Annotated in this window: 24 protein-coding genes and 2 pseudogenes; 13 read left to right on the top strand and 13 right to left on the bottom strand. The window is 73.2% G+C overall.

Translation table 11 applies throughout. The features are described from left to right. Nucleotides 1-76: 76 nt before the first annotated feature. Together JHAT_RS03280 and JHAT_RS03275 are read left to right on the top strand one after the other, a co-directional pair. Nucleotides 77-1,096, top strand: coding sequence for an LLM class flavin-dependent oxidoreductase (locus JHAT_RS03280; RefSeq protein WP_077796488.1), 1,020 nt, complete (start codon nucleotides 77-79; stop codon nucleotides 1,094-1,096). Nucleotides 1,097-1,151: 55 nt separating this feature from the next. Further along, nucleotides 1,152-3,497 (top strand): excinuclease ABC subunit UvrA, encoded by a 2,346-nt coding sequence (locus JHAT_RS03275; RefSeq protein ID WP_077796487.1) that lies wholly within the window; start codon nucleotides 1,152-1,154, stop codon nucleotides 3,495-3,497. 43 nt (nucleotides 3,498-3,540) lie between these two features. Here JHAT_RS03275 and JHAT_RS03270 read toward each other — a convergent pair whose 3' ends face one another. The 5 genes and pseudogenes from JHAT_RS03270 to JHAT_RS03250 form a co-directional block, all read right to left on the bottom strand. Then, a complete protein-coding gene (locus JHAT_RS03270) occupies nucleotides 3,541-4,425 on the bottom strand; it encodes a DUF2382 domain-containing protein (RefSeq protein ID WP_077796486.1) in 885 nt (294 codons plus the stop codon). 201 nt (nucleotides 4,426-4,626) lie between these two features. Continuing rightward, nucleotides 4,627-4,725, bottom strand: a pseudogene (locus JHAT_RS33660) (GNAT family N-acetyltransferase); the annotation flags it as partial. Nucleotides 4,726-5,002: 277 nt separating this feature from the next. Further along, on the bottom strand, nucleotides 5,003-5,752 hold the full coding sequence (locus JHAT_RS03260; protein WP_077796484.1) for a succinate dehydrogenase/fumarate reductase iron-sulfur subunit: 750 nt from the start codon (nucleotides 5,750-5,752) through the stop codon (nucleotides 5,003-5,005). Then, nucleotides 5,749-7,698, bottom strand: coding sequence for a fumarate reductase/succinate dehydrogenase flavoprotein subunit (locus JHAT_RS03255; RefSeq protein WP_077796483.1), 1,950 nt, complete (start codon nucleotides 7,696-7,698; stop codon nucleotides 5,749-5,751). The genes JHAT_RS03260 and JHAT_RS03255 overlap by 4 nt, the downstream gene beginning before the upstream one ends. Nucleotide 7,699: 1 nt before the next feature. Further along, on the bottom strand, nucleotides 7,700-8,371 hold the full coding sequence (locus JHAT_RS03250) for a succinate dehydrogenase (RefSeq protein ID WP_077796482.1): 672 nt from the start codon (nucleotides 8,369-8,371) through the stop codon (nucleotides 7,700-7,702). A 130-nt stretch (nucleotides 8,372-8,501) separates the two neighbouring features. Between JHAT_RS03250 and JHAT_RS03245 the strand changes: the two genes are divergently transcribed. Next, nucleotides 8,502-9,386, top strand: coding sequence for a LysR family transcriptional regulator (locus JHAT_RS03245; RefSeq protein WP_077796481.1), 885 nt, complete (start codon nucleotides 8,502-8,504; stop codon nucleotides 9,384-9,386). A 208-nt stretch (nucleotides 9,387-9,594) separates the two neighbouring features. Here the strand turns inward: JHAT_RS03245 and JHAT_RS03240 are convergent, their stop codons facing one another. Then, a complete protein-coding gene (locus JHAT_RS03240; protein ID WP_077796504.1) occupies nucleotides 9,595-10,128 on the bottom strand; it encodes a 2'-5' RNA ligase family protein in 534 nt (177 codons plus the stop codon). 118 nt (nucleotides 10,129-10,246) lie between these two features. On the opposite strand from JHAT_RS03240, the pseudogene JHAT_RS03235 reads away from it, so the two are divergent. Continuing rightward, nucleotides 10,247-10,981: pseudogene (locus JHAT_RS03235) on the top strand (LysR substrate-binding domain-containing protein); the annotation flags it as partial. 51 nt (nucleotides 10,982-11,032) lie between these two features. Here the strand turns inward: JHAT_RS03235 and JHAT_RS03230 are convergent. The 3 genes from JHAT_RS03230 to JHAT_RS03220 form a co-directional block, all read right to left on the bottom strand. Then, the gene (locus tag JHAT_RS03230; RefSeq protein ID WP_077796480.1) at nucleotides 11,033-13,177 is read right to left on the bottom strand and encodes a bifunctional diguanylate cyclase/phosphodiesterase; all 2,145 of its coding nucleotides are present in this window, start codon (nucleotides 13,175-13,177) and stop codon (nucleotides 11,033-11,035) included. Further along, nucleotides 13,174-13,986, bottom strand: coding sequence for an SAM-dependent methyltransferase (locus tag JHAT_RS03225; protein WP_077796479.1), 813 nt, complete (start codon nucleotides 13,984-13,986; stop codon nucleotides 13,174-13,176). The genes JHAT_RS03230 and JHAT_RS03225 overlap by 4 nt, the downstream gene beginning before the upstream one ends. 210 nt (nucleotides 13,987-14,196) lie before the next feature. After that, nucleotides 14,197-15,141 carry an SCO0930 family lipoprotein gene (locus JHAT_RS03220; protein ID WP_077796478.1) on the bottom strand — a complete coding sequence of 315 codons (945 nt, stop codon included), beginning with the start codon at nucleotides 15,139-15,141 and terminating at the stop codon, nucleotides 14,197-14,199. Between the two features lie 788 nt (nucleotides 15,142-15,929). Here JHAT_RS03220 and JHAT_RS35710 point away from each other — a divergent pair. Both JHAT_RS35710 and JHAT_RS03210 read left to right on the top strand, forming a co-directional pair. Then, nucleotides 15,930-16,061, top strand: a complete 132-nt coding sequence (locus JHAT_RS35710) for a hypothetical protein (RefSeq protein WP_290439796.1) — start codon at nucleotides 15,930-15,932, stop codon at nucleotides 16,059-16,061. A gap of 46 nt (nucleotides 16,062-16,107) precedes the next feature. After that, nucleotides 16,108-16,842, top strand: a complete 735-nt coding sequence (locus JHAT_RS03210) for a DUF4239 domain-containing protein (RefSeq protein ID WP_253195388.1) — start codon at nucleotides 16,108-16,110, stop codon at nucleotides 16,840-16,842. Between the two features lie 276 nt (nucleotides 16,843-17,118). On the opposite strand, the gene JHAT_RS03205 is transcribed toward JHAT_RS03210, so the two are convergent. Continuing rightward, nucleotides 17,119-17,613 carry a hypothetical protein gene (locus tag JHAT_RS03205; protein ID WP_171990720.1) on the bottom strand — a complete coding sequence of 165 codons (495 nt, stop codon included), beginning with the start codon at nucleotides 17,611-17,613 and terminating at the stop codon, nucleotides 17,119-17,121. A 332-nt stretch (nucleotides 17,614-17,945) separates the two neighbouring features. Here JHAT_RS03205 and JHAT_RS03200 point away from each other — a divergent pair, with 332 nt between their 5' ends. Continuing rightward, on the top strand, nucleotides 17,946-18,611 hold the full coding sequence (locus tag JHAT_RS03200) for a class F sortase (protein WP_077796474.1): 666 nt from the start codon (nucleotides 17,946-17,948) through the stop codon (nucleotides 18,609-18,611). Nucleotides 18,612-18,641: 30 nt separating this feature from the next. Here the strand turns inward: JHAT_RS03200 and JHAT_RS03195 are convergent, their stop codons facing one another. Continuing rightward, nucleotides 18,642-19,478 (bottom strand): polysaccharide deacetylase family protein, encoded by an 837-nt coding sequence (locus JHAT_RS03195; RefSeq protein WP_107481810.1) that lies wholly within the window; start codon nucleotides 19,476-19,478, stop codon nucleotides 18,642-18,644. A 181-nt stretch (nucleotides 19,479-19,659) separates the two neighbouring features. Between JHAT_RS03195 and JHAT_RS03190 the strand changes: the two genes are divergently transcribed. Both JHAT_RS03190 and JHAT_RS03185 read left to right on the top strand, forming a co-directional pair. Next, on the top strand, nucleotides 19,660-20,121 hold the full coding sequence (locus tag JHAT_RS03190) for a universal stress protein (protein WP_077796473.1): 462 nt from the start codon (nucleotides 19,660-19,662) through the stop codon (nucleotides 20,119-20,121). A 102-nt stretch (nucleotides 20,122-20,223) separates the two neighbouring features. Further along, a complete protein-coding gene (locus JHAT_RS03185) occupies nucleotides 20,224-21,636 on the top strand; it encodes an amino acid permease (protein WP_077796472.1) in 1,413 nt (470 codons plus the stop codon). On the opposite strand, the gene JHAT_RS03180 is transcribed toward JHAT_RS03185, so the two are convergent. After that, complete coding sequence (locus tag JHAT_RS03180; RefSeq protein ID WP_171990719.1) at nucleotides 21,633-22,448, bottom strand: alpha/beta fold hydrolase; 816 nt, start codon at nucleotides 22,446-22,448, stop codon at nucleotides 21,633-21,635. The genes JHAT_RS03185 and JHAT_RS03180 overlap by 4 nt on opposite strands. Nucleotides 22,449-22,523: 75 nt before the next feature. Here JHAT_RS03180 and JHAT_RS03175 point away from each other — a divergent pair, with 75 nt between their 5' ends. Then, entirely contained in the window at nucleotides 22,524-22,997 is a 474-nt protein-coding gene (locus tag JHAT_RS03175) for a MarR family winged helix-turn-helix transcriptional regulator (protein ID WP_077796501.1), read from the top strand. A 22-nt stretch (nucleotides 22,998-23,019) separates the two neighbouring features. On the opposite strand, the gene JHAT_RS03170 is transcribed toward JHAT_RS03175, so the two are convergent. Next, nucleotides 23,020-24,174: a CapA family protein gene (locus JHAT_RS03170; RefSeq protein ID WP_077796470.1), complete on the bottom strand. Its 1,155-nt coding sequence runs from the start codon at nucleotides 24,172-24,174 to the stop codon at nucleotides 23,020-23,022. Between the two features lie 230 nt (nucleotides 24,175-24,404). Here JHAT_RS03170 and JHAT_RS03165 point away from each other — a divergent pair, with 230 nt between their 5' ends. From JHAT_RS03165 to JHAT_RS03155, 3 genes are all read left to right on the top strand, one after another. Further along, nucleotides 24,405-24,950 carry a sigma-70 family RNA polymerase sigma factor gene (locus JHAT_RS03165; RefSeq protein ID WP_077796469.1) on the top strand — a complete coding sequence of 182 codons (546 nt, stop codon included), beginning with the start codon at nucleotides 24,405-24,407 and terminating at the stop codon, nucleotides 24,948-24,950. 141 nt (nucleotides 24,951-25,091) lie between these two features. Next, nucleotides 25,092-25,607 carry a hypothetical protein gene (locus tag JHAT_RS03160; RefSeq protein ID WP_077796468.1) on the top strand — a complete coding sequence of 172 codons (516 nt, stop codon included), beginning with the start codon at nucleotides 25,092-25,094 and terminating at the stop codon, nucleotides 25,605-25,607. 161 nt (nucleotides 25,608-25,768) lie between these two features. Next, nucleotides 25,769-26,428 (top strand): zf-HC2 domain-containing protein, encoded by a 660-nt coding sequence (locus JHAT_RS03155; RefSeq protein ID WP_077796467.1) that lies wholly within the window; start codon nucleotides 25,769-25,771, stop codon nucleotides 26,426-26,428. Nucleotides 26,429-26,760 lie beyond the last annotated feature (332 nt).

Below are 26,760 nucleotides of genomic sequence, written 5' to 3'. Positions count from 1 at the left end.
CGCCCCGGGGGCCGAGCCGGGCCGGCCGCGCGCCCGGGCCCGGGAATCCCCACGCCGCGCACGCGTTGAACCCCGTGTGAGCTCAGTGATCGCGACGACCCGCTTCTCCGTCCTCGACCGCTCCCGCATCCGCGAGGGCCGCACCGGCGCGGAGGCGCTGCGCGACACCCTGGCCCTGGCGCGGGAGGCGGAGCGCCTCGGCTACCACCGGTTCTGGGTGGCGGAGCACCACGGCGTGCCCGGGGTGGCCGGCTCCGCGCCGACCGTGCTGGCCGCCGCCGTCGCCGGCGCCACGCACCGCATCCGGGTCGGCACCGGCGGCGTGATGCTGCCCAACCACCGGCCCCTGGTCGTCGCCGAGCAGTTCGGCGTGCTGGAGTCGCTCTTCCCGGGCCGGATCGACATGGGCCTGGGCCGGTCGGTGGGGTTCACCGACGGCGTGCGCAAGGCGCTGGGCCGCGACAAGGACGACGCCGAGGACTTCGACGCGCAACTGGCGGAGCTGCTCGGCTGGTTCCGGGGCGCCTCCCCCACGGGCGTGCACGCCCGCCCCTCGGAGGGGCTGACCGTGCCGCCGTTCGTGCTGGCCATGGGCGAGGGCGCGGCCGTCGCCGCCCGCGCGGGCCTGCCGATGGTCATCGGCGACCTGCGCGACCGCGACCGGATGCTGCGCGGCGTCGACCGCTACCGCGCCGCCTTCCGCCCCTCCGCGTGGAGCCGGGAGCCGTACGTCGTCGTCTCGGGCACCGTCGCCGTGGCCGGCACCCCCGAGGCCGCCCGGCGCCTGCTGCTCCCGGAGGCCTGGTCCATGGCCCACGCCCGCACCCGCGGCGCCTTCCCGCCGCTGCCGCCGGCCGAGGACGTCGAGGCGCGGTCGATGACCGCCAAGGAGCGCGAGCTGTACGAGTCCGGTTTGGCCGGCCACATCGCGGGCACCGAGGAGCAGGTGGCCGGCGCACTGGAGTCGCTCCTGAAGGAGACGGGCGCCCAGGAGGTGCTGGTGACCACCAGCACCTACGACCGCGAGGCCCTGCTGGACTCCTACCGGCGGCTCGCCCGCGTCACCGGCACGGGGGCCGGAGCCGCCCCGGCGTAGAATCGCGGGGTTTGTCCCACCGGCCGTGGCCGAAGACCGTACGGAGTTCCCCGCGATGCACAGCCCCCACGACCCGTACGTGCGCGTCCGCGGCGCCCGTGAGCACAACCTCAAGGGCGTGGACGTCGACGTCCCGCGGGACGTGGTGGCCGTGTTCACCGGCGTGTCCGGCTCCGGCAAGTCGTCGCTCGCCTTCGGCACCGTCTACGCGGAGGCGCAGCGGCGCTACTTCGAGTCGGTGGCGCCCTACGCCCGCCGGCTGATCCAGCAGGTCGGCGCGCCGAAGGTCGGCGAGATCACCGGGCTGCCGCCCGCCGTGTCGCTCCAGCAGCGCCGGGCTGCGCCGACGTCCCGTTCGTCGGTCGGCACGGTCACCAACCTGTCCAACTCCCTGCGGATGCTGTTCTCGCGCGCCGGTGACTACCCGCCGGGCGCCGCACGGCTCGACTCCGACGCCTTCTCGCCCAACACGGCGGCCGGGGCGTGCCCCGAGTGCCACGGACTCGGCCGGGTGCACCGCACGACCGAGGAACTGCTCGTCCCCGATCCGTCGCTGTCGATCCGGGACGGCGCGATCGCCGCGTGGCCCGGCGCCTGGCAGGGCAAGAACCTGCGGGACGTCCTCGACGCCCTCGGGTACGACGTGGACCGGCCCTGGCGCGAACTGCCCGCCGCACAGCGGGAGTGGATCCTGTTCACGGACGAGCAGCCGGTGGTCACCGTGCATCCCGTCCGGGACGCCGACCGTATCCAGCGGCCCTATCAGGGCACGTACACGAGCGCTCACCGGTACGTGATGAAGACGTTCTCGGACTCGAAGAGCGCGACGCTGCGGGCGAAGGCCGAACGGTTCCTCACCAGTGCCCCCTGCCCGGTCTGCGGCGGGGGCCGGCTGCGGCCGGAGGCCCTCGCGGTGACCGTCGGCGGCCGCAGCATCGCCGAGCTGGCCGCGTCGCCGCTCACGGAACTCGCCGCGCTGCTGCCGACCGGCGACGAGACGGCCCGGGTACTCACCGCCGACCTGACCTCCCGCATCGCGCCCGTCGTCGAGCTGGGCCTCGGCTACCTCAGCCTCGACCGCCCCGCCCCCACGCTCTCGGCGGGCGAGCTGCAGCGGCTGCGGCTGGCGACGCAGCTGCGCTCCGGGCTGTTCGGCGTCGTGTACGTCCTGGACGAGCCGTCCGCGGGCCTGCACCCGGCGGACACCGAGGCCCTGCTGACGGTGCTGGAGCGGCTGAAGTCGGCGGGCAACTCGGTGTTCGTGGTGGAGCACCACCTCGAGGTGATGCGCGGCGCCGACTGGATCGTGGACGTCGGCCCGCGGGCCGGCGAGCACGGCGGGCGGGTGCTCTACAGCGGCCCGGTGGCCGGGCTGGCCGAGGTCGGGGAGTCGGCGACGGCCCGCCACCTCTTCGACCGCTCCCCCGCCCCGGTCCGCGAGGTGCGCGAGCCTCGCGGCACCCTGCCGGTCGGCCCGGTCACCCGGCACAACCTGCGCGAGGTGAGCGCCGGGTTCCCCCTGGGCGTCCTCACGGCGGTGACCGGCGTGTCCGGGTCCGGGAAGTCGACGCTCATCGGCGCGATCACCCAGGAGACGCCGGGCGTGGAGCGGCTGGTCTCCGTGGACCAGAAGCCGATCGGCCGCACCCCGCGGTCCAACCTGGCGACGTACACGGGCCTGTTCGACGTCGTGCGGAAGGTCTTCGCGGCCACCGACGCGGCGCGCGAGCGGGGGTACGGCGTCGGCCGGTTCTCCTTCAACGTGGCGGGCGGGCGCTGCGAGACCTGTCAGGGCGAGGGGTTCGTCAGCGTCGAGCTGCTGTTCCTGCCGAGCACCTACGCGCCGTGCCCGGACTGCGGCGGAGCGCGCTACAACCCCGAGACGCTCGAAGTGGGGTACCGGGGGCGGAACATCGCCGAGGTGCTGGACCTGACGGTGGAGGCGGCGGCGGAGTTCTTCGCGGACACGCCGGCCGTGGCGCGCAGCCTGGCCGCGCTGCTCGACGTCGGCCTCGGCTACCTGCGGCTCGGCCAGCCCGCGACGGAACTGTCCGGCGGGGAGGCGCAGCGCATCAAGCTGGCGAGCGAGCTGCAGCGGGGGCGCCGCGGCCACACCCTGTACCTCCTGGACGAGCCGACGACCGGCCTGCACCCCGCCGACGTGGAGGTGCTGATGCGGCAGCTGCACGGTCTGGTCGACGCCGGACACACGGTGATCGTGGTGGAACACGACATGACCGTGGTGGCGGGCGCCGACTGGGTGATCGACATGGGGCCGGGCGGCGGCGACGCGGGCGGCCGGGTCGTCGCCGCGGGCCCGCCGGCCGAGGTGGCGCGGGCGGCGGGCAGCGCCACCGCGCCCTACCTGGCGGACGTCGTGGGCAGCGGGACACGCCGGTGAAGCGGGTTCACCGGCGTGCGGCCCCGCGGACGGCGGCCGACGGTCACTCGCGGCGGCCCCGCCGGATGTCGTCCTCGGTCGTGCCCTCCGTCTCGGCCTCGATCCGCTCCTTGCGGACCTGACCGCGCACGGTCTCGTCCTCGACGTGCTCCTCGGTGGTCATCCGGACGCGCTCGACCGGCACCGTCTCGGTCTCCACGACGGGGCGTTCCTCGTGCAGCGTGACCTCGTGCTCGGCCTCGCTGATCTCCGGGCCGGAGAGCGCCTCGTCACGGTTGGCGTCCGTGATCGGCTCGCGCTCCACGCGCACTTCCTCGTGGCGCACCGGAACGGTCTGCTGGACCTCCTCGGTGACCACGTACTTGCGCAGCCTGGCCCGGCCGGCCTCGTGCTGCTCGACACCGACGTGCATCCGCTCCTCCGAGCGGGTCATGGCGTCGTCGCCTCGCGTGCCCCGCCGGCCCGACATGTCCTCGCGCCCGGTGGTGCCCGCCGTACCCGCCATACCGGCCGTACCCGCCATACCGGCCGTACCGGCCGTGCCCGCTGTGCCGTGGCCCGCGGCCCCGCGGTCGTCGTCGGTGCGCTCGGCCTCGGACAGCACGCTGTCCCAGTTGATGCCGTAGTAGTCGTAGAGCCGGTGCTCCTCGGACTCCGACAGGTGACCGCCCGCGTCGACGTCGACATTGGGCGCATCCTTGACCTGGTCCTTGCGGTACGGGACCTCGAGGTGGTCCTCCACCAGCGAGGCGTCGCGGATGGGCACGAACGACTCGTTGGAGCCGAACATGCCGGTCTTGACGCTCACCCACTCGGGGCGCCCCGTCATGTCGTCCAAGAAGACGTGCTTGGCGTCGCCGATCTTGTTGCCGTCCCCGTCGTAGACCGGATGGTCCAGGACGTTGGCGATCTCTTCACGGGTGATCATCTGGCATCACCCTCCTTCCGGAGTGCCTGCACTCCGACTGTCCGCATCAGCAGCCCGGAAACTGCTCATACGCCACAAAAGGCACACACTTTTCGAAGGTGCTTTCCCCTGGTGTCCGTGCCGGCCCCGCCCCGCCCGCGCTCACGTGACCGCCTGCCGGGCCGCACCGGCGAGTGCGCGGCGGTCGGGGTGGCAGCCCGGTGCGATCGCGGCACGTTCCGGCGGCAGCAGCCGACAGGGGCCGACGACCTGTCCGGCCGTCTCCTCGCGCACCGGCAGGGGGTCGCCGTACGCGTCGATGCGGGATTGCTGAATGCCTGGGGTCCGGAAGCGAGACGGGGCCGGGAGGAGCACCTCTCCCGGCCCCGTCCGTCCGCACCGTCGGCGAACGTCCGGGGGCGGCTAGGGCCTGGTGCGAAAGTGGCCTCGTCGCCCGAAGGGCGGCCGCGCGGCGTCCGGTGCGTGCTCTCGGCGTGCCGTCCGGAAGCCCTCGTACTGGGCGTACTCGGGCTTCCGGGCGGTGCGGCGAGAGTGCGTGCCGGGCGTCGCGCGGCAGAGGCCACTTTCGCAACAGGCCCTAGCGCTTCGCCGCCTTGCGGGTGGCGCGCAGCCACTCCTTGTTCATGCTGGTGATGGAGAACAGCGGAATGCCCTTCGGGCAGGCCGTCGCGCACTCGCCCGCGAGCGTGCAGCCGCCGAAGCCCTCCTCGTCCATCTGCGCCACCATGTCCAGCACCCGCGTCTCCCGCTCGGGCGCGCCCTGCGGCAGGACGTTCAGGTGGTTGATCTTCGCCGACGTGAACAGCATCGCCGCACCGTTCGGGCACGCGGCGACACACGCGCCGCAGCCGATGCACTCGGCGTGCTCGAAGGCGAAGTCGGCGTCCGGCTTCGGCACCGGCGTGGCGTGCGCCTCCGGCGCGGCACCGGTCGGCGCGGTGATGTAGCCGCCGGCCTGGATGATGCGGTCGAAAGCCGAGCGGTCGACGACCAGGTCCTTCACGACCGGGAAGGCGGCGGCCCGCCACGGCTCGACGTCGATGGTGTCGCCGTCCTGGAAGGACCGCATGTGCAGCTGGCAGGTGGTGGTGCGCTCGGGGCCGTGGGCGTCGCCGTTGATGACCAGCGAGCAGGCGCCGCAGATGCCCTCGCGGCAGTCGTGGTCGAAGGCGACCGGCTCCTCGCCCTTGAGGATGAGCTCCTCGTTGAGGGTGTCGAGCATCTCCAGGAACGACATGTCCGGTGAGATCCCGTCCACCTCGTACGTGGACATGGCGCCTTCGGCGTCGGCGTTCTTCTGGCGCCAGACGCGCAGGGTGAGCTTCATGCGTAGCTCCGCTGGGTGGGGTGGACGTACTCGAAGACCAGGTCTTCCTTGTGCAGGGTCGGGGCCTCGCCCGTACCCGTGAACTCCCAGGCGGCGGCGTAGGAGAACTCCTCGTCCTTGCGGGCGGCCTCGCCGTCCGGGGTCTGGGACTCCTCTCGGAAGTGGCCGCCGCAGGACTCGGAGCGGTGCAGCGCGTCGAGGCACATCAGCTCGGCGAGCTCCAGGTAGTCGACGATGCGGTTGGCCTTCTCCAGCGACTGGTTGAACTCCTCGCCGGTGCCGGGCACCTTGATGCGCCGCCAGAACTCCTCGCGGATCTGCGGGATGCGCTCCAGGGCCTTGCGCAGGCCGGAGTCGGTGCGGGCCATGCCGCAGAACTCCCACATCAGCTCGCCGAGTTCGCGGTGGAAGGAGTCCGGGGTGCGGTCTCCGTCGACCGAGAGGAGCAGGCTCAGCCGGTCCTCGGTCTCGGCCAGCACCTCCTGCACCACCGGGTGGTCGTCGCCGACCTCGTCCTGGTGCGGGTTGCGGGCGAGGTAGTCGTTGATGGTGGCCGGCAGGACGAAGTAGCCGTCCGCCAGGCCCTGCATCAGCGCGGAGGCGCCGAGCCGGTTGGCGCCGTGGTCGGAGAAGTTGGCCTCGCCGATCGCGAACAGGCCGGGGATCGTGGTCTGGAGGTCGTAGTCGACCCACAGTCCGCCCATCGTGTAGTGCACGGCGGGGTAGATCCGCATCGGCACCTCGTACGGATCCTCGTCGGTGATCCGCTGGTACATGTCGAAGAGGTTGCCGTACTTGGCCTCGACGGCCTTGCGGCCCATCCGCTTGATCGCGTCGGCGAAGTCGAGGTAGACGCCCTGGCCGCCGGGGCCCACTCCCCTGCCCTCGTCGCAGACGTTCTTGGCGGCGCGGGAGGCGATGTCGCGGGGCACGAGGTTGCCGAAGGAGGGGTAGATGCGCTCCAGGTAGTAGTCGCGCTCGTCCTCGGGGATCTGCGCGGGCGGGCGGGTGTCGCCCTTGGCCTTCGGCACCCAGATCCGGCCGTCGTTGCGCAGCGACTCGCTCATCAGCGTCAGCTTGGACTGGTGGTCGCCGGTGCGCGGGATGCAGGTCGGGTGGATCTGCGTGAAGCAGGGGTTGGCGAAGTACGCGCCGCGCCGGTGCGCCCGCCACACGGCGGTCGCGTTGGAGTTCATCGCGTTGGTCGACAGGTAGAAGACGTTGCCGTAGCCGCCGGAGGCGAGGACGACCGCGTCCGCGAAGTACGTGTCGATCTTCCCGGTGATCAGGTCCCGGGCGACGATGCCGCGCGCCCGGCCGTCCACGACGATCAGGTCGAGCATCTCGGTGCGCGGGTGCATCTCGATGTTGCCGGCCGCGATCTGCCTGCTGAGCGCCTGGTAGGCGCCGAGCAGCAGCTGCTGGCCCGTCTGGCCGCGGGCGTAGAAGGTGCGGGAGACCTGGACGCCGCCGAAGGAGCGGGTGTCGAGCAGACCGCCGTACTCGCGGGCGAAGGGCACGCCCTGGGCCACGCACTGGTCGATGATCTCGACGGAGATCTGCGCGAGCCGGTGCACGTTGGACTCGCGGGAGCGGAAGTCGCCGCCCTTGACGGTGTCGTAGAACAGGCGGTGGATCGAGTCGCCGTCGTTGCGGTAGTTCTTCGCGGCGTTGATGCCGCCCTGCGCGGCGATGGAGTGGGCGCGGCGCGGGGAGTCCTGGTAGCAGAACTGGACGACGCGGTAACCCTGTTCGGCGAGGGTCGCGCCGGCGGAGCCGCCCGCGAGGCCGGTGCCGACGACGATGACGGTCTGCTTGCGCCGGTTGGCGGGGTTGACCAGCTTCGCCTCGAAACGGCGCCTGTCCCAGCGCTCGGCGATCGGCCCGGCGGGGGCCTTGGTGTCGACGACCGGCTCTCCGGTCGTGTAGTCGGCGTAGGTTGTCATGTCAGCTCACCACTCCGGTCATGACGCCCACGGGGACGGCGACGAAGCCGGCCGTGAGCAGCAGCGCGAGGACGTTCGCGACGGTCTTCAGGGCGCGGTCGCGGGTGCGGCTGCCGGCGCCGAGGGTCTGGGCGGCGGACCAGAAGCCGTGCCGGATGTGCAGGCCGAGGGCGAGCATCGCGACGATGTAGACGACGTTGCCGTACCAGGTGGAGAAGGTGTCCACGACGTTCTGGTAGGGCTTGCCGCTCTCGAAGCCGCCGGAGTGCACGGTGCCGGTGGTCAGGTCCAGGATGTGCCAGACGATGAACAGGCCGAGGATGATCCCGCCCCAGCGCATGGTGCGCGTCGCGTAGCTCGAGCCCGGCTTCTTGTGCACGTACCTGCTGGGCCGCGCCCTGATGTCGCGGCGGCTGAGCTGGTACGCGGACGTGGCGTGGGCGACCACGGCGACGACCAGCACGACGCGGATCAGCCACAGGGTCCACTCGTAGTGCATGAACGGCTCGCCGACCGTGCGCAGCCAGTGGGCGTAGTGGTTGAACTCGCTCGTCCCGAAGAAGATCTTCAGGTTACCGATCATGTGGGCGACCAGGTAGAGCAGCATGACGAGACCACTGATCGCCATCACCGTCTTCTTGCCGACGGACGAGTCCCACACGGTGCGCGCCATGGACGGCCGTCGGTCCGTCCGCGTTGCCAGAGCCATGGCACAAGACGCTACGGGGAGGAGGGGCCATCGGTCCAAGACATGGTCCGGCTCGTTTCCATAGGGTGTGCCTATCGCGGCGTAGGCTTGCGGCATGCAGTTCCAGCAGCTCCAGTACTTCGTGGCGGTCGCCGAGACCCGCCACTTCACCCGGGCCGCCGAGAGCGTGCACGTGGCGCAGCCGTCGCTGTCGCAGCAGATCAAGGCGCTGGAGCGGGAACTGGGCGCGGACCTGTTCCTGCGGGCGCGGGGCAACATCACGCTGACGGACGCCGGCGAGGCGCTGCTGCCGCTGGCCCGGCGCATCCTGGCCGACGCGGACACCGCGCGGCACGAGGTGCTGGAGCTGGTGCAGCTGCGCAGCGGACGGGTCAGGCTGGGCGCCACGCCGAGCCTGTGCACGGGACTGCTCCCCGACGTGCTGCGCGCGTTCCACGACCGCTACCCCGGTGTCCGGCTGCTGATCGAGGAGGGCGGCTCCCACGACCTGGTGCGGGAGCTGGCCCGCGGCGCGCTCGACCTGGCGCTGGTGGTCCTGCCGCTGCCCACCGCGTCGCCGGCGCTGACCACGGTGGAGCTGCTGCGGGAGGACCTCGTGGTGGTGTCGTCGCCGGAGGCGCCCCGCCCGGGCGGGGGGCGACGGGCCGTGCGGATCGCCGATCTGGAGGGCGAGCGGCTGGTGATGTTCCGGCACGGCTACGACCTGCGGGAACTGACGGTGGCCGCGTGCCGCTCCGCGGGGTTCGAGCCGGACTTCGCGGTGGAGGGCGGGGAGATGGACGCGGTGCTGGGGTTCGTGCGGGCGGGGCTGGGCATGGCGGTCGTCCCCCGGATGGTGGCGGCGCGGTCGGGGCGCGGACTGCGGGTGACGCCGCTGGCCCGCCCGGGCCTGCACCGCACCATCGCCCTGGCCCACCGCAGCGACGTGGCTCCGCCGAGGGCCGCGCGGGAACTCCAGCGGATGCTGCTGGAGCGGTGAGGGCGCCCGCGGGGCGATCGGGGTGCCGGCCCGGGGTGAGGGCGGCTTCCCGGACGGCCGGGCCCGCGTGCCGGGTGACGCCGGCCGGCGGGGGTGCGTCCGGGTCTCCGTCCCGGGGCCGCCTCCGGGCAGGACGCCCGATCGCGGAACGCGGTCGTGGCAGGACGTGGCGGACGGTGCCACCGTGCCCGTCGGCGTCAGGTGCGGCTCAGGGACGGGGCTCCAGCACCTCGAGAGCGCCGGTCTCGGTGTCGAAGCTGCGCAGGGTGACGAGCCGGACCGACACCGGCGGCGCCGGCAGCAGCCCGGGAACGTTCCGCCCGGCGAAGGCGCCGGCCCGCCGGGTACGGCCGAGGGTGACGTGCGGGCTCCAGCGCCCGGGTTCGTGGAACGGGCTGAGGGCCTGGGGCGGGCTGTCCGAGGCCACCGCCTCCCACACCCGGCGGTGCAGGCCGGCCAGCGCGGCGTCGAGGTCCAGCGCCCAGGCCAGCACCGAGGTGGGCCGTTCGAAGCGGACCAGGCCGGTGAACCGCACCGGCAGCGGCAGGGCGGCGGCCACCTCGGCGAGCTCCCAGCGGATCGGAGCGGTCAGCTCCGGGCAGGCGGCCAGGGTGAGGTGCGGCCTGTTGGTCGGTGAGCGGTGACGCGCCTGACTGGGCAGCCCCGCGTCCGCGAGCCGCCGCCAGGCCTCCCGGACCGCCAGCTCCGCCGCCTCGTCCAACAGAAGCTCGACCGTGCGCACCGACGCAGCCTACCGGCGGCCGACGGGTGAGGACGAGCTTGCCGGGGGCGGCGACGGCAGGACGGCCGCACCGATCACTATCAGGCCGATAACCACGGACCGGCCGCTCCCGGGTCCCCGGCCTGTCCGTCGCCTGCCGCCGGGCGACCGGCCGGCCGGGGGGCGGACCACGCACCACGTGGCCCCGACCCCGGCGGGGGACGTCCTGCTCACCGAGGCCCGCGTCGCACTGGACGCCCTGGAGGCCGCCGGGCGCAGGGCCCGGCGCGCGGCGGCGGGGCCGAAGCCGGTGCTGGCCGTGAAGGCCGACGGGGACGCGGGGCTGCTGGAGCCGATCCTGGCGCGCTACGCGTCGGAGCCCGGGTCCGTACCGGTCGCCGTGCGGCTGTGCGGCCGGCAGGAACAGCCGAAGCTGCTGCGCGGCGGCGAGGCGGACGTCGCCCTGGTGCACGCGCCGTTCGACGGCACCGGCCTCGACAGCGAGACGCTGGCCGTCGAGCCGCGCGTCGCCGTCCTCGCCTCGGACCACCCGCTCGCGGCACGCGACCGGGTGGAGCTGGCCGACCTGGGCTGGAGCACCGCCACCATGGAACGGCGCATCGACGAGGCCCGGCGCGGCCGGGGCGACCTGGCCCAGGTGCTCACGGCCGTCTCGCTCGGGGAGACCGTCACCCTGCCGCCCGCCTCGGTCGCCGTGCGCTATCCGCGCCCGGGCGTCGCCTACCGTCCGGTGTCCGACGCGCCGCGGGCCGTCCTCGCCCTCGCATGGCCCCAGGATTCCCGCTCGGCCGCCACCGCGGCGCTCGTGCGCGTGGCGACCGAGGTGGCCGAGGCCGCCCGCGACGCGGCGTAGGCGGCCCCCGGTCGCCCGGGCCCCGGCCCCTGGGGACCCGGTCGCCCAAGCTCAGCCCGTGGCGTCGACCAGCGCCAGTTCGTGCAGGTGTTCCGGCGGGCCCGGGCGGGCGTAGTACCAGCCCTGGGCCGTGTCGCAGCCCAGGATGCGCAGTTGCTCGGCCTGGGCGCCGGTCTCCACGCCCTCCACGGTGACCGTGAGGTCCAGGCTGTGGGCCAGGGCGACGATGCCCTCGACGATCTTGAGGTCGACCGGGTCCGCCGGGAACCGCTGCATGCTCTGGGTGAAGGAGCGGTCCAGCTTGAGGACGCTCACCGGCAGCCGGCGCAGGTTGGCGAGGTTGGAGTAACCGGTGCCGAAGTCGTCCAGGGCGATGTCGACGCCCATCTCGGCCAGTCGGCACAGCGGCTTCAGCAGGTCGTCGTCGGCGCCGATCAGCGCGGACTCCGTCACCTCCAGGCAGAGCGCGTCGGGCGCGACGCCGGTCCGTTCCAGGATCTCGACGGTGTCCTGGACCAGCCCGGGGTGGGTGAGCTGGCGGGGCGAGAGGTTGACGTTGATCCGCAGCGGCCCCGCGGCGGTCGTCTCGCCGTACCGCTCCCGCCACGACCGGGCCTGCCGTACGGACTGCTCGAGCACCCAGCGGCCCAGCGGCACGATCAGCCCCGTGTGCTCGGCGAGCGGGATGAAGCGGTCCGGGCCGAGCACGCCGTGCTGCGGGTGCAGCCAGCGCACGAGGGCCTCGGCACCGCGCACACTGCCGTCGCCGAGGTGCACCAGCGGCTGGTACTCGATGAAGAACTCGCCCCGTTCCAGGGCCGTCGGGAGCGCGGTCGTCAGCCCGTGCCGGGTGATGACGCGGGCGTCGGCCTCGGGATCGGCGAGCTCGAAGCGGTTGCCGCCCGCCGACTTGGCCCGGTACATGGTGATGTCGGCGCTGCGCAGCACCTCCGCCGGGCTGCGTTCGTCCGCCGGGCCCTCGACGACGCCGATGCTGCCGCGCACGGTCAGTTCGCGGCCGTCGATGCTGATGGGGGCGAGCAGCGCGTTCATGATGCGCCCGGCGAGCTCGTCCACCTCGTGCCGGGTGTCCGGACCGGTGGTCAGCGCCACGAACTCGTCGCCGCCGAGCCGGGCGACCATCTCGCCGGGCGCGGTGGCGCAGGCCTGGAGCCGGTCGGCGACCTCCACGAGCAGCCGGTCGCCGGCCGCGTGGCCGAGGCTGTCGTTGACGGCCTTGAAGCCGTCGAGGTCGAGGTAGCACAGGCCGAACCGCCGACCCGGGCCCGCGCCGAGGGCCTTCTCCAGACGCTCGAAGAAGAAGCTGCGGTTGGGCAGGCCGGTGAGCGCGTCGTGGGTGGCCTCGTAGCGCAGCCGCAGATTGAGCAGGCGGCGCTCGGTGGTGTCCTCCATGAGCGCGAGCTGGTACTGCGGGCTGCCGTCGGCGTCGCGCAGCAGGGAGACGGTCAGGTTGGTCCACAGGACCGTGCCGTCGGGGCGGTAGAAGGCCTTCTCGCAGTGGTAGGCCTCGCGTTCGCCGCGCACCAGCTCCTGGTAGAGCCGACAGGTCTGGGGCGCGTCGTCGGGGTGGCTCCACTCCTTGACGTTGCGGCCGCGCAGCGAGGGGTCGGGCAGGCCGAACATGCGGGTCAGGGCGCCGTTGACCTGGAGGATGGTGCCGTCGAGGTCGGCGATGCCGATGCCTATGGCGGCGCCCTCGAAGACGGCGCGGAAGCGGGCCTCGCTGGCGTGCAGGGCCTCGGCCACCACGCCCTGCGCCCTCAGGGCGGCCTGGGCGATGGCCTCCTGCTCGGCCAGCGTCCGGCGGCGCAGCGCCCCGGCGAACCCGGCCGCCATGGCGTGCTGGAGCCGCGCCGAACGCGCCCGCAGGGCCTCGGGGTCGCCGTCCTCGCCGCAGTACAGCACCAGGTAGGCGTCCACGCAGTCCAGCGTGCGGGCGAGGGCGTCGGGGTCGGTGCAGTGCACGTCGACGAGGGCGGCGCCGACCGCCTTCGCCTCGCCGGTGTCGAGGCTCCGGGCCCGCAGCAGCGCGCTCAGCCGGCGGGCCAGCGGCATCAGTTCTTCCTCGAACTCGGGGCGGGTCGACGACGTCGAGGTCACCGGGAACACCGCGCGGCTCCAGATCGTCGCGAACCTGCGGAGTCTGTCCTCCGGCCCGCCCGGCTCCGCGGTCACGCCGTACGCCCCACGCCCGCGAGGCCGGAGAAGGCGTACGGGTCCTCGTCCTCCGGCGCCGTCCCGGGCCGCCAGCGCGGCATGGGAACCAGTCCGGGTTCCACCATGTCGTACCCCTCGAAGAACCGTGCGATCTCGTCGCGCGAACGCACGACCAGCGGATTGCGGATGTCCTTGTACACGTCCACCGCGCCCCCGGCCCGCTCGGCGGACGACGGGATCCCCTCGTACGAGGCGTGCGTGAGGACGAGCAGGCTGCCGGGCGCGAGCGCGTCGCGCAGTTCGGCCACCGCCGCGTAGGGGTCGTCCGCGTCTTCCACGAAGTGCAGTATGGCAACGAGCAGGAGCGCCACCGGCCGATTCAGGTCGATCAGCCGCTCCACCTGGGGGCTGGTGAGGATGTCCTGCGGCCTGAGCAGGTCCGCGGCCACGACGTCCGCGTCCTCGGCGCCCGCCAGGACCGCCTGACTGTGCGCCACCGCGACCGGGTCGTGGTCGACGTACACCACGCGGGCGCCGGGCCGGGCCGCCCGGACCACCTCGTGGACGTTGCCGAAGGTGGGGATGCCGGAGCCGATGTCCAGGAACTGGTCGATGCCCTCCTGGACCGCGAAGCGCACGGCGCGGCGCATGAACGCCCGGTTCGCCTGCATGATCTTGGGCAGCCCCGGCATGAACTCCATGGCCCTGCGGGCCGCTTCGCGGTCGACCTCGAAGTTGTGCGAACCGCCCAGGTAGAAGTCGTAGATGCGGGACACGCTGGGCACCGAGATGTCGATGCTCCGTGGGGCCCAGGCGGGACGCTCCATCAATCTCTCCAAGGCTCGGGCGATCCGGTGTTCGAGCTGAGGCTACTGATCGCCCGCCGAACGGGCGAGCCCGAGCGGAGATCGACCGTCCGTTCCCGGTCACTGCCCCCGGCACGTGCCGGGCGCCAAGCACGCCGAGGCGCGCCGAGGCGCGCGAACGGACCGTCCCCTCCGTCCGGACACGGAGGGGACGGCCCTGGTGAGGTGCCGTCACTTCTCGGGCGCGCCCACCGGCTTCCCGTCGGGTGCGACGGCGTACCAGGTGCCGCCGACGCCCTGACCGTTGGTGTCGCCGGCCTTCTTGTCACCCGCGAAGGTGTAGATCGGCCAGCAGTTGACCGTCTGCTGCGCGGTGCCGTCGGGCCGGGTGAAGCTCATCAGGCCCTTCTTCACGACGCCCTTGGTGTCGTTGGCCTCCACGGGCGCCACGACCGGCCACTTCTCCAGGCAGGCGCCGGTGCACGCGGAGACCGGTTTCGGCCACGCCTCGTCCTTCATGAAGCGGTAGACGGTCATGCCGTTCTTGTCGACGACGATCTCGCCGAGCTCGGGATCCTTGCGGGTGGACAGTCCCGCCGAGGCGGCGGCCTTCGCCTTCTTGCCGTCGGGGGCGAGCGCGTACCACGTGCCGCCGACGCCCTGGCCCTTGGCCTCCCCGGCGGCGTCCTTGGCGTAGCGGTACGCCGGCCAGCCGCCGATGGTGAGCTGCTTGGTGCCGTCGGCACGGGTGACCTCGCCGAGCAGCGACTCGTCGATGCCCTCGCCGGCGATGGCGTCGTCCGCGGCCACCGGCGGCCAGGTGGTGGCGCAGTCGGCCTCGCACGTCGTCTTGGGCGGCTGGGCGGTGTCCTTGTCGAACCGGTAGAGGGTGCGGCCGCTGCCGTCGGTCACCAGCTCGCCGAGTTCGGCGTTCGCGGAGACGGACAGCTTGCCGGCGGAGACGGGCGGGGCCGCGGGGGCCTGGCCGCCCTTGGCCCCGAGGCCGTCGCCCAGGCCGGCTCCGGCGCCGATGGTGCCGACGTCACCGGGGGCGGCCGTCGCACCCACGTTCTGGCTGCCCGAGGCGCCGCCGCCGTCCTGACCGCACGCCGTCGTCAGCGCCAGCACCACCGCAGCGCTCGCCACGAGCGAGGCGCTCCGCCAGGAGGTCTTCATGGTCAATCCCCGATCATCGCAACGGTGTTGCGGCGCTCTGCTGAGTCGCCGCGCGACACTGGGTACGCGCGGCGGCGCGGGTTGTGTTCAACCGGGGCGCGGAATTCTTTCCGCCGCGGGCCCGCCCGCCGCGGGAGAGGGGCGGCCCGCCCCGTTTCTTCTCGTACGGGCGCGCGGATCCGCTCGCGGGCGGCCGGGCGACGGTCAAACCGCCGACCGGGCCGTATCCCCCCTTCGGGGTAATCGTCGGCTTTTCCCACGTGGCACCGCGCACCAAGCCGGATGATCTCGTCGTGCATGGACCCGAACCGACCCGATCCGCCGTCGCAGGACGGGTGTTGGCCCTGGTGACGCTGACGTTCACGTTCGTCGGCGCACCGGTCGGCACGGCACAGGCCGACGCCTGCGCGTGGGCCTCCACCGGCCCCGGCGGCACCGAAGCGGTGGCGGTCGCCGGGAGTGCCTCCTGGCCCGCCTTCCCACCGTGCCCGGAGCCCACTCCCCCGCCGCCACCGCCACCACCGCCACCGACTCCGACTCCGACGCCTCCGCTACCGCCACCGACGCCGAAGCCTCCGCCGCCGAAGCCCACGCCCCCGCCACCGCCCGCGCCGAAACCGCCACCGCCCCCCGCCCCGAGACCCGAGCCTCCTCCGCCGCCGCCGCGCCCGGCGCCGGTCCGTCCCACACCCACGCCGTCGCCCGCACCCACGCCGCCGCCGGTCCGGCCGGCCTCCCCCGCGCCCGCCCCGTCGGCCACGCCGGCGCCCCGTCCGTCGCTGACCCCGGTGCACTACCCGCGGTACCGCACCGCCCGGGTGCAGCAGCGATCCTCGCGCGGGGCCACCTCACCGCTCGTCTTCGTCCTGCTCATCACGGTGCCCGCGGTGGTCGCCGTCGCCGCGCTGCGCGCGCGCTGATCCCTGGAGGCTTCTCTTGCCGGAATGGCTTGTTCTCATCCTCGCGATGCTGGCCGCTTGCGTCGTCGTCGTCATCATCACCTTCCTGCGGCACCGCACGGCGTCCGACGACGAGGACATCACCGAGACGCCGGACGTCATCGAGTACATGACGATGTGGATCGGTGTGGTGTACGCCATCGTCCTGGGTCTGGCCATCGCCGGCGTCTGGGAGGCGCGCAGCGCGGCCGAGGACCACGTGCAGGCGGAGGCCGTCGCGCTGCACGAGATCTCCGAGCGCGTCCGGGTTTATCCACCCGACGTCCGTGACCGCATCCGGGAGGATGTCAACGCCTATGTCGGACACGTCGTCACGACCGAGTGGAAGTCCATGGCCGACGACGGCCGGGTCACCGAGCGCGGCACCGAGCTCCTCGACCGGGTCCGCGCGGACGTCACCGACTACGAGCCGCGCTCGGACTTCGAGGCCCAGGCCTATCAGCCGCTCCTCGACCAGGTGGCCGCCGCGGACCAGGCCCGCACCTCCCGGGCGGAGTCGACCGGAGCCACGATGCCGGGCGTGGTGTGGTTCGGGCTCATCACCGGTGCCGTCGTCACGATCGGCATGGTCTTCGCCCTGCAGATCCGGCGCACCGCACGGGAACTGGTCCTCGCCGGGCTGTTCTCCGCGCTGATCGCCTTCCTGCTCTTCCTGATCTGGGACTTCGACGCGCCCTACAGCCGCGGGGTCGCGGCGTCCACGGAGCCGTTCCTGAGTCTCTTCCCGGGCGTCAAGGGCTGACGGATCCGCACGGGCCGCCCGCGTGCGGGGCTCCCCGGCGTTTCGGGCACCGAGGTGCGTTCCCGGCGCGAGCGGAACGGGTCCGCGGCCGCCCCTCGGGACCCGGAGGCTCCACCGTGCGCGCGACACCCGTCGCCACGACCGCGTCGCCCGGCGCCGCCGCTCCGGCGAGGAGGGTGCCCGGCCTCCGCGCCCCGCGCGCCCGGGGCGTCGCGGGGCGGTGACGGGCGGCCCTCTCCCCGGCGGCGGGGCCCGCACGGTCCCGGCGGGGCGGGGTCAGATCCGGCGCTCGGAGCGGCGGCGCATCCAGAACAGGCCGCCTCCGGCGACGGCCGAGGCCACGAGTCCGCCGCCGATCGCGACGTCCGTCGGCGTCGCCCCGCTCGAGCTGCTGCCTCCGAGACCGCCGCGGACACCGCCGATGACGGTGAACGCGGCCGGGCGGGTCAGCCTCCGGCCCGAGCAGTTGACCGTGATGTCGTAGGACCCGGGCCGGGCGTCGTGCCTGATGGTGGCGGTGCCCCTGGAGGTCTCGTTGGCCCCCCGGACCGGGGTCAGGTGGGCCCTGCCGAACGCGTCCGAGGTCATCGTCCCGCCCTGCGGGCAGCCGTCGACCGTGACGGTCAGCTGGCCACCGCGCGCGATGACGCTGGGCAGGGCGACGATGTTGCTCGGCGTGTTGTGGTCGCCGCCGGCGGTGGCCGTGGGGGCGGCCAGCCCGAGAACGGCGACCGCCGCGCCCGCGGCCGCCAGGGCACGAAAGTTGCGCATGTCATCCTCCGCGGAAGACGCCCCGGGACCCGTCCCCGGTAGATCGGCGAGAAAGCGCCTCCCGGAACGACCCTCAGTTGCCGTGCCCGCTACCGCATTTCGGGAGTGGTCCGTCCTGGTGAGAGGGCGTACCGGGCCGTAACCGGGCGAGCGGACATCACCGCAGGTCACGGACCGTCAGAAAATTCCGGCCGGGCGTGTCCCGGATGGCTCATCGCCGAATGCGCGCGCCACCCGTTCGCATGCGCCCCGTCGCCGCGCGGATGCGCCGCGCTTAGCGTTCTCGTATGCGCGAACGACACGGCGACGGCCGTGTCGAGAGGGGAAGGCGAATGTACGGGTCCGAGGAACTGGCCGAAGAGGAGCGACGGAGGAGGCGCGCTCCCTGGGGTGTGATAGCGCTGGTTCTGCTGACCGGGCTCGCGCTCATCCGCAACGGTTCGGGCGAGTTCGACGTGGGCCCGCCGCAACCCGCTCCGGCGGCCGCCTCGGACACGCGCGTCGCCGGTGGGGACGGCACCGTCGCGGGACTCGCCCCGCTGGCGTACGCGGTCCCCGACCGGGTCAGGATCCCCGCCATCCAGGTCGACGCGCCGATCATGCCGGTGGGCCTGGACGCGGACGGCTGGGTCGGCGCGCCACCGCCGGAGGAGCCGAATCTGGCCGGCTGGTTCACCGGGGCGGTCTCCCCCGGGGAAAAGGGCACGGCGGTGGTGGTCGGCCACGTCGACAACACACAGGGTCCCGCCGTCTTCTACGGGCTCGGGGCCCTGAAGAAGGGGAACAAGGTCGAGGTGTCCCGTCAGGACGGAAAGACCGCGGTGTTCGAGATCTACGGCATCGAGGTGTTCGCGAAGGACGACTTCCCCGGCGACCGGGTCTACGCCTCCAAGGGCGGTCCCGAGTTGCGGGTCATCACCTGCGGCGGCGGTTTCACCAAGCAGAACGGGTACGACGGGAACGTCGTCGCCTTCGCCCGCCTGGTCGAGGTCCGCTGAACGGGCCCGGCCGGACGGGCGCGGCGCGCGTCACGCGTGCTGCCGCCGGGGGACGGTGAGGTGGTAGCCGGAGTCGAGCAGCTGCGGCAGGTAGGTCCGCAGGGCGCGCACGGTCTGTGAGCGGTCGCCCCCGGCGTCGTGGGACAGCACGACGACGCCGGGGGCGGCGCCGTCCTCGATCCGGTCGATGATGGTGGCGGTCCCGGGGGTGGTCCAGTCGAGGGAGTCGACGGTCCAGGCGAGGGGTTCCATGTCGAGTTCGGCACCGAGCTGGAAGACGGCGCGGTTCCACGCCCCGTACGGCGCGCGGAACCAGCGGGGCGGCTCGCCGTAGGCCTTCTCGACGATCTCGCAGGTGCTCTCCATCTCGGAGCGGATGCGGCGCCGGGTGAGCTTGGTCAGCAGGGGGTGGGACCAGGTGTGGTTGCCGACCACGTGTCCCTCGTCGGCCATCCGGGACAGCAGGTCCTTGTGGTAGTCGGCCATCTCCCCGCACACGAAGAACGTCGCGCGCACGTCGTACTCCGCCAGGGTGTCCAGGATCCGGGGGGTGTAGCGGGGGTCGGGTCCGTCGTCGAAGGTGAGCATCATGGTGCGGCCCCGTCCGGACATGCGCAGGATCGGCTCCCTGCGCACCGGAGGCCGGTGGGGTTCGGCCTCGGGCGTGCCGTACCCGGTCAAGGGCTGGAGGCGGTAGGCGGAGGACGCCGACGGGCGCCGCACCTGGGGACCCGGGGCGGGGGCGACCGGCCGGGCCGGTCCGTGGTCCCGGCCCACCGCGAGCACGCCGGCGGTGCCGGCCGCTCCGACCGCCGCGGCGCCGGCGAGCAGCGCGCGCCGCCGCGTGAGCAACTGATCCTTCTTCATGACTCATGACTCGCCCGGACAGGAGCCGACGCCCTTGAGCGACACCGGTACGGCGGCGCGGAACCACCCGACCGGCCCAGTGGACGTGCCCGGCCGCGGCTCGCCCCGGGGCGACGTGGGGCGGGCGCGGGCCGCGGCGGGTGAGGGCGGCGCCGGACACGGGGTCCGATAACCTCGCCGCGTGACGCAACAGCACTCCCATCAGTTCGAACGGGGCACGGACGGGCCGAAGGTCATCGTGGTCGGGGTGGACGGCTCCGACTCCTCGCTCCGCGCGGCGGCCTACGCCGGCGGTCTGGCCCGGCGGCAGCGCGCGCTGCTCGCCGTGGTGTACGTGCAGCCCGTGCTGGCGGCGGGGGCGGCGCTCGGGGCGCCGGTGGCGGACACGACCGACGAGATCGCCGAGGACCTGGTGGCCCAGATCCGCTCGGCGGCGGAACGGTCCAAGGGGATATTCGACGTGCGCTGGGAGTTCCACACCTTCCGCGGCGATCCCTACAACGGACTGGTGAAGGCGGCCGACGAGCTGCGGGCGGACGCCGTGGTCGTCGGCGCGTCCGAGCAGGCCGGGCACCGTATCGTGGGTTCGGTGGCGGTGCGGCTGGTGAAGGCGGGGCGCTGGCCGGTGACCGTGGTGCCGTAGCACCCGTCGGTCGGGTGCGTGCGTCGTGCCTTCCTTCGGGAACGCGAGTGCGTCATCATGATCCACCGTCAGCCGTTTGCCGATCACGAAGAGGTGAGGCGCATGGCCGGATTCCGCATGGGTGAGGGCGTTCTCCGACGCAAACCCATCGAGCACATCGAGGACACCGAGGCCGGGCAGGGTGCCGGCCTGGTGCGGTCGCTGGGGCTGTGGCAGCTGACGGCCATCGGCGTGGGCGGCATCATCGGCGCCGGCATCTTCACCCTGGCCGGCACCGTGGCCAACGGCACCGCGGGCCCGGCGGTCCTGATCTCCTTCCTCGTCGCGGGCGTCGCGAGCGCGGCGGCGGCGCTGTCCTACGCCGAGTTCGCCGGGCTGATCCCCAAGGCGGGTTCGGCCTACACGTACGGCTACGCGGTCCTCGGCGAGCTGGTCGGCTGGTTCATCGGCTGGGACCTGCTGCTGGAGTACACGGCGATCGTGGCGGTGGTCGCCATCGGCATCTCCGGCTACTTCAGCTTCCTGCTCGGTGAGATGGGACTCGACCTCCCGGACTGGATGCTGGGCGCGCCGGGCACCGGGGACGGGCACAAGGTCGACCTGTTCGCGGCGGTGCTGTGCCTGCTGATCGCCTACCTGCTGACGCTCGGCATCAAGAACGCGGCCCGCTTCGAGATGGTCGTGGTCGTGCTGAAGGTGCTGGTGGTGCTGGTGGTGATCGGCGTCGGCGTCTTCCACATCACCACCTCGAACTACCACCCGTTCTTCCCGTTCGGGGTCAGCGGGGCGTTCACGGGTGCGGCGACGGTGTTCTTCGCGGTCTTCGGCTACGACGCCATGTCGACGGCGGCCGAGGAGTCGAAGGACGCCCAGCGCCACATGCCGAAGGCGATCATCTACTCACTGATCATCTCGATGGTGCTGTACGTGGCGGCCTGTCTGGTGCTGACCGGCATGCAGAACTACAAGGAGATCGACCCGGAGAGCGGCTTCTCGACGGCGTTCAAGTCGGTGGGGCTCAGCTCGCTGGCCGACGTCATCGCGGTGGGCGCCATCATCGGCATCCTCACCGTGATGTTCACGTTCATGCTGGGTGTCACGCGCGTGTGGTTCAGCATGAGCCGGGACGGGCTGCTGCCCAAGTGGTTCGCCAAGACGCACCCGACGCGGCACGTGCCGACCCGGGTCACCTGGATCGTCGGGTTCGCGTCGGCCGCCATCGCCGGGTTCCTGCCGATCGGCGAGGCGGCCGAGCTGACCAACATCGGCATCCTGCTGGCGTTCGTGGTGGTGTGCGCGGCGGTGATCGTCCTGCGCTACCGGCAGCCGGACCTGCCGCGCACCTTCCGTACGCCGTTCATGCCGTTCGTGCCGGCGCTGGGGATCGTCTTCTCGATCTGGCTGATCACGTTCCTGCAGTGGCAGACCTGGGTGCGGTTCGCCGTGTGGTTCCTGGTCGGCCTGGTGGTCTACTTCGGGTACTCGTACCGGAAGTCGGAGCTGGCGGGCCGTTAGAGGTCGCGCAGGAAGTCGAGCACGATCCTGTTGAACTCCTCGGGCCGCTCCATGTTCGGGTAGTGGGCGACGCCCTCGATGATCACGGAGCGGCCGTCCGGGACCGTACGCGCGAGCCTCTCGGCCTCCGCGATCAGGTCCGGGCCGTCGAGGGCGCCGTTGACGGTGAGGACCGGGACGTCGATCTTCGGGACGCGGGCCCAGGTGTCGGTCATGGGCACGTGGTGGTTCTCCTCGTCCGGCGCGTGCTTGGAGAGGGTGCCGAAGGCCATCTCGCGCAGCCTGCGCAGGACGTCCGGGTCCACGTCCCCGGCGGTCCGGTGCTCGCCGGGCACGAACCGCAGGAAGGCCGTGACCCAGCCCTCGACGTCACCGGCGGCCAGGGCCCTGCCCTGCTCGGCCTGCACCTCGCGGGTCCAGGGGTCGGTGTACTCGAACTCGCTGGTGGCGGCGCCGCACGCGACGACGCCCCGGACCAGCTCCGGGTACTCCAGCACGGTGTCGGTGGCGATGGCCCCGCCCATCGAGACGCCGACGAGCACCGCGGGGCCCGCGTCGAGATGGCGCAGCAGGGCGGCCAGGTCGTCGGCCCAGCGGAACGGCCGGGTCGCGTTGGCCGAGGCTCCGTGGCCGCGGACGTCGGGCGCGATGACGCGGTGGGCGGCGGCCAGGGCCGGTATCTGGGCGTCGAAGACCCGGTGGTCGGCGAATCCGGAGTGCAGCAGCACGACCGGGGCGCCCGTGCCGGTGTCGCGGTAGGCGAGGTCGCCGTCAGCGGAGGCGAAGAAGCGCAGATCCGAAGCAGCAGTCATGACAACCAGGGTGTCATCTTGGTGAAGGTTTGGCAACCGGGTTGTCATGAGGCCGGGATGGGCGACACTGACGGGATGGACGACAACGCCACTCCCCTGTCCCCGGACGAACTCGCCCGCCGCCTGACCGAGGTCTACGACCTGGTCGGCCCCCTCTACCGGCGCGCCCAGCGCGGCGTCGAGCAGGGCCTGGCCGGCGACGGCGTGTCCGTCGGCGTGCGTGCCGTGCTGACCCTGCTGCACCGGGGCGGGCCGATGACCGTGCCGCAGATGGGCCGGGCGCAGGCGATCAGCCGTCAGTTCGTGCAGCGCATGGTGAACGACGCGGCGGGCCGCGGCCTGGTGGAGAGCATCCCGAACCCCGCCCACCGGCGGTCGTCGCTGATCCGGCTCACCGACGCGGGCCGGAGGACGATCACCGAGGTCCTCGACCGCGAGCACGCCGTGCTCCGCGCGGTCGGCGGCTCGCTCACGGGGGCCGACGTGACGGCCTGTCTGCGCGTACTGGGCGAGATGCTGCACGCCCTCGACCACGTCGACGTCGACTGACCCGCGGGGCGGCCGGCCGGCGCTACTCCCCCATCACCAGCCCGTCCTCGGCGGCGCCCCGGCTGAGCACCACGTCCCGGATGCGGTCGCGCACGGCGCGCACCTCGGCGCCCTGCGCCAGTGCCCGGTTGAGGTTCACCACCCGGCCCGCGTCGACGTCGAAGAGCTGCGGGACGAACTCGGCCTTCGTCACCCGCCAGCGTTCGCCGGGACGGGCGGGCGGGGCGAAGGTGAAGCGGCCGATGCTCGACTGGTTGCCGCGCGGGTCGCGCTCGCCGTCGTCGTTGGTCATCTCGCCGGCGACCTGGTCGCCCGTCCCGTAGACCACCCAGGTGCCGTTGACCTTCTCGTACGCCTGCGGGACATGGGCGTGCGTGCCGACGATCAGGTCGACGGCGGGGCGGTCGCCGCTGCGGGCGGCGGTCAGGCTCTCCGCCAGGGCCGTCTGGTCGTCGTCGGGTTCGTCCTGCCACTCGGTGCCCCAGTGCAGGGACACGACGACGACGTCGGCGCCGGCCTGCCGGGCGGCCCGCGCGTCCGTGACGATCCGGTCCTCGTCGATCAGCTGGACCGCCCAGGGCTGCCCCTGCGGCGCCGGACGGCCGTTGGTGTCGAAGGTGTAGGCGAGGTGCGCGACCCGGGCCGCGCCCGCCCGCAGGATCGTCGTGGTGCGCGCCTCCTCCTCGGTACGGGCGGATCCGGCGTGCCGCACGCCGGCGCGGTCGAGGGCGTCCAGGGTGTGGCGGATGCCGTCCGCGCCGTCGTCGAAGGTGTGGTTGGAGGCGGTGGAGCAGCCGTCGTAGCCGGTGGCGGCCAGGGCCGCCGCCACCTCGGGCGGGGACTTGAAGAGGGGGTAGCCGCTGTAGTCGCCGTTGGCGCCGTACACCGTCTCCATGTGGCACAGGGCGAGGTCGGCGCGTGCGACGACGGACTTCGCGCCGGCGAGCATGGGACGGAAGTCGTAGCCGGTGCCGCCCGCGTCGAAGCGCGCCCGCTCGATGATCGAGTCGTGGGGCAGGACGTCGCCGGAGGCGACGAGTGTGAAGGAACCGGCGGGGGTGGCGGACGGAGCGGGGGCCGGCCGCGCCGGCCGCTCGTGGTCGCGGGCCTGGCAGGCCGCGCCCGCGGTGAGGAGGGCGGTCAGGACCAGGGCCACCTGCCGGCTGCGTGTGATCATCCGTTCCCTCCGCCGTGGTCGTATGCACAAGAAAAATCACATTTACGCATAAGTAGGTAAAGAGATGGACGCCGCCACAGGGGGTTCCGACACGCCCCTTAGCCCGTCCGGTGTGCGCGGAAGGGGCGCGCCGACCGTTCGTCGGACCGTTCACCGACGCGATCGACCGTCCGTCGCACAGCTGTGCGTGCGCCCTGTCCCCGTGCGGGGCCCTGCGGTGCCATACGGCCATGACGGCCGGAACCACCCTCCCCGACACGACGACCGCCGAGCACGAACTCGCCGCGCTGCAGCGCGAGCACGGCCGGCCGCTCTTCGCCCTGCTGCTGCGGCTCAGCGACGGCGACCGCCAGCGCGCCGAGGACCTCGTCCAGGAGACCCTGGTGCGCGCCTGGCAGCACCCCGAGGCGCTGCGCGCCGACGCCTTCGACTCCGTGCGGCCCTGGCTGCTCACCGTGGCCCGACGGCTGGCGATCGACGCGCGCCGGGCCCGGCAGGCGAGGCCGGCCGAGGTCGGCGACGCGGTGCTGGAGAACGCGCCGGTCTGCGCCGACCACGCCGAACGGGCCGCCGCCGCCCTCGATGTGCGGGAGGCTGTGAAGACACTCACTCCCGAGCACCGTGAAGTCCTGGTGCTGGTGTACTTCCAGGGGGCGAGTGTGGCGGAAGCCGCGACGGCCCTGGGCATTCCGCCCGGTACCGTGAAGTCCCGCGCGTACTACGCGCTGCGCGCCCTGCGCAGGGTGCTACCGGGATACGCCGCCGACCTGCGGTGAAACCGACCTCTTGGTCAAGCCTCCGTAAAGCGCCTTGCCGTGGACCCCGGTTGAGTAATCGGCTGTCCTCATCCGTGTTCCGGACGGGGGCCCATGACCCGGGTCGGGCGACGCGCACGCACCGGAGGAAGGCAGGAAGGGATGCTGCACAGAGGTCACGAGAGCACGGACGGCACCGGCGGAGACGAACTGACCGTCCCGATGGCGTGGTTGTACGCCGAGTACATCGCCGACGAGCTGCTGCGGACCGGCGACCTGATGCCGCCGACGTCCTTCGAGTTCCGCGCCGGCCGGGATGCGCTGGCGCTGACCGTCTTCCTGTCCGACACCGAGGACGAGCTGAGCGGCATCCGGGTCGTCACCCACCTGGAGACCTGGCTGTCCCTCACGGCCTACGACCAGCCGTGGCACGAGTGGGTGCGCGAACGGCTGGCCGAGGTCACGGCCGACGCCGACGCCGCCGGCCGGCACGCGCCGGACCTGGATCTGGCCCGGGCGGCCTGGCGCTGGCTCCAGGAGACCGAACTGCTCGCCCCGGACCTGAACGCGGTGCCCGGCGGCGCCCCGGGAGCCGGGGAGGACGAGGGACCGAAGGTGTGGACCCCGGCCTGGCAACTGGGGCTGCCGCTCGGCCACCTCGCCATCCACCTCTTCTAGGCGCCGCCCCGGCCGGAGGAACTTCGCGCACGGAACACTCCGGGCCGCTCCGGGCGGTTCGGCGGTGATTGTGCGTGTGGCTTGAGTGATTCGGCCGTCCGGTGCGTACCGGTGGGAGCAAGGAGTAACCCCACCCGCACCCAACGGTACGAGGATTCGGCATGAGGTCCCTGGAGAGGCATCGCGACGTCGGCGCCTACGCGCTCGGCGTGCTGGACGAGGCGGACGCGTTCCGCTTCGAGGACCACCTCATGGAATGCCCCCGGTGCGCGGCGCAGGTGACGGAATTCGGCCCCGCCACCCGCCAGTTGATGTTGTACCGACGGGCGACGCCGCGCCTCGTCCCCCCTCTGGCCCGGCCCGGCCCGAAGCTGCTGGACCGCCTGCTGTCGGAGCTGGCGGCACGACACCGGGCCGGCCGCCGGCGGTTCGTGTACGCCGTGGCCGCCGCCGTGGTGTGCGCCGTGGCCGGGCCCGGCCTCGTGATCCACGCCCAGCAGGCCGCGCCCGGTGTGCGGCTCACCGCGGCCGACGAACGGACGGGGGTGTGGGCGCGGGTCACGGCCGCGGAGGAGGCCTGGGGCAGTGACGTGGAGGTCGAGGTCAAGGACGGGGCGGGTCCGCGCGCCTGCCGGCTCGTCGCCGTCGGCCGCGACGGCACCGAGGAGACGGTCACCACCTGGAGCGCCCCCGGGCACGACGCCCGGCCGAACACCCTGCGCGGCGGCGCGGCGCTGCGTCCGGGCCAGACCGCCCGCTACGAGGTGCGGACCATGGACGGGGAGCGCCTGGTGACGCTCCCCGTCGGACGGGCCGGCTGAGCGGTCGCCCCGCGGCGGGGGCTCGTGCCGGATGCGGGCGCGGGTCCGGGCCGGCGGCCGGGAGACGTGCGTCCGTGCCCGTCCGCCGGGGACGCGCGCCCGGGAGGTGCCCGTCCACCGAGGATGCGCGCCCGAAAGATGCTCGTCCGCCGGGAGACGCGGCTCTGTGACCGGTCCTCGAAGGAGCGCGGGGAGGGGACGGCCCGCTCGCGCGACGGCGGCCGGCGCACCGCCTCCTCGACGTTCCCGCGGTCGACCACGGGCGGGAGGCCCGGTCGGGTCCCCGGGACGTCCACGGGGCCCGGGGCGCCGTTCCCGGCGCCCGAGGACCC

The sequence above is a fragment of the Streptomyces sp. JHA26 genome, assembly GCF_002005565.1.
In the GTDB taxonomy this organism is placed as follows: Bacteria; Actinomycetota; Actinomycetes; order Streptomycetales; family Streptomycetaceae; genus Streptomyces.
The sequence above is the reverse complement of the archived record's forward strand: the minus strand, read 5'-3'. Positions and strand labels throughout refer to the sequence as shown.

What these genes read in the sequence shown, in the direction of transcription:
- JHAT_RS03185 (WP_077796472.1), top strand. Translation starts at nt 20,224, where the DNA reads ATGGCCGGATTCCGCATGGGTGAGGGCGTTCTCCGACGCAAACCCATC.
- JHAT_RS03255 (WP_077796483.1), bottom strand. Translation starts at nt 7,698, where the DNA reads ATGACAACCTACGCCGACTACACGACCGGAGAGCCGGTCGTCGACACC.
- JHAT_RS03155 (WP_077796467.1), top strand. Translation starts at nt 25,769, where the DNA reads ATGAGGTCCCTGGAGAGGCATCGCGACGTCGGCGCCTACGCGCTCGGC.
- JHAT_RS03205 (WP_171990720.1), bottom strand. Translation starts at nt 17,613, where the DNA reads ATGCGCAACTTTCGTGCCCTGGCGGCCGCGGGCGCGGCGGTCGCCGTT.
- JHAT_RS03195 (WP_107481810.1), bottom strand. Translation starts at nt 19,478, where the DNA reads ATGAAGAAGGATCAGTTGCTCACGCGGCGGCGCGCGCTGCTCGCCGGC.
- JHAT_RS03260 (WP_077796484.1), bottom strand. Translation starts at nt 5,752, where the DNA reads ATGAAGCTCACCCTGCGCGTCTGGCGCCAGAAGAACGCCGACGCCGAA.
- JHAT_RS03250 (WP_077796482.1), bottom strand. Translation starts at nt 8,371, where the DNA reads ATGGCGCGCACCGTGTGGGACTCGTCCGTCGGCAAGAAGACGGTGATG.
- JHAT_RS03175 (WP_077796501.1), top strand. Translation starts at nt 22,524, where the DNA reads ATGGACGACAACGCCACTCCCCTGTCCCCGGACGAACTCGCCCGCCGC.
- JHAT_RS03200 (WP_077796474.1), top strand. Translation starts at nt 17,946, where the DNA reads ATGTACGGGTCCGAGGAACTGGCCGAAGAGGAGCGACGGAGGAGGCGC.
- JHAT_RS03170 (WP_077796470.1), bottom strand. Translation starts at nt 24,174, where the DNA reads ATGATCACACGCAGCCGGCAGGTGGCCCTGGTCCTGACCGCCCTCCTC.
- JHAT_RS03270 (WP_077796486.1), bottom strand. Translation starts at nt 4,425, where the DNA reads ATGATCACCCGTGAAGAGATCGCCAACGTCCTGGACCATCCGGTCTAC.
- JHAT_RS03220 (WP_077796478.1), bottom strand. Translation starts at nt 15,141, where the DNA reads ATGAAGACCTCCTGGCGGAGCGCCTCGCTCGTGGCGAGCGCTGCGGTG.
- JHAT_RS03275 (WP_077796487.1), top strand. Translation starts at nt 1,152, where the DNA reads ATGCACAGCCCCCACGACCCGTACGTGCGCGTCCGCGGCGCCCGTGAG.
- JHAT_RS03160 (WP_077796468.1), top strand. Translation starts at nt 25,092, where the DNA reads ATGCTGCACAGAGGTCACGAGAGCACGGACGGCACCGGCGGAGACGAA.
- JHAT_RS03210 (WP_253195388.1), top strand. Translation starts at nt 16,108, where the DNA reads ATGCTGGCCGCTTGCGTCGTCGTCGTCATCATCACCTTCCTGCGGCAC.
- JHAT_RS03165 (WP_077796469.1), top strand. Translation starts at nt 24,405, where the DNA reads ATGACGGCCGGAACCACCCTCCCCGACACGACGACCGCCGAGCACGAA.
- JHAT_RS03245 (WP_077796481.1), top strand. Translation starts at nt 8,502, where the DNA reads ATGCAGTTCCAGCAGCTCCAGTACTTCGTGGCGGTCGCCGAGACCCGC.
- JHAT_RS03180 (WP_171990719.1), bottom strand. Translation starts at nt 22,448, where the DNA reads ATGACTGCTGCTTCGGATCTGCGCTTCTTCGCCTCCGCTGACGGCGAC.
- JHAT_RS03225 (WP_077796479.1), bottom strand. Translation starts at nt 13,986, where the DNA reads ATGGAGCGTCCCGCCTGGGCCCCACGGAGCATCGACATCTCGGTGCCC.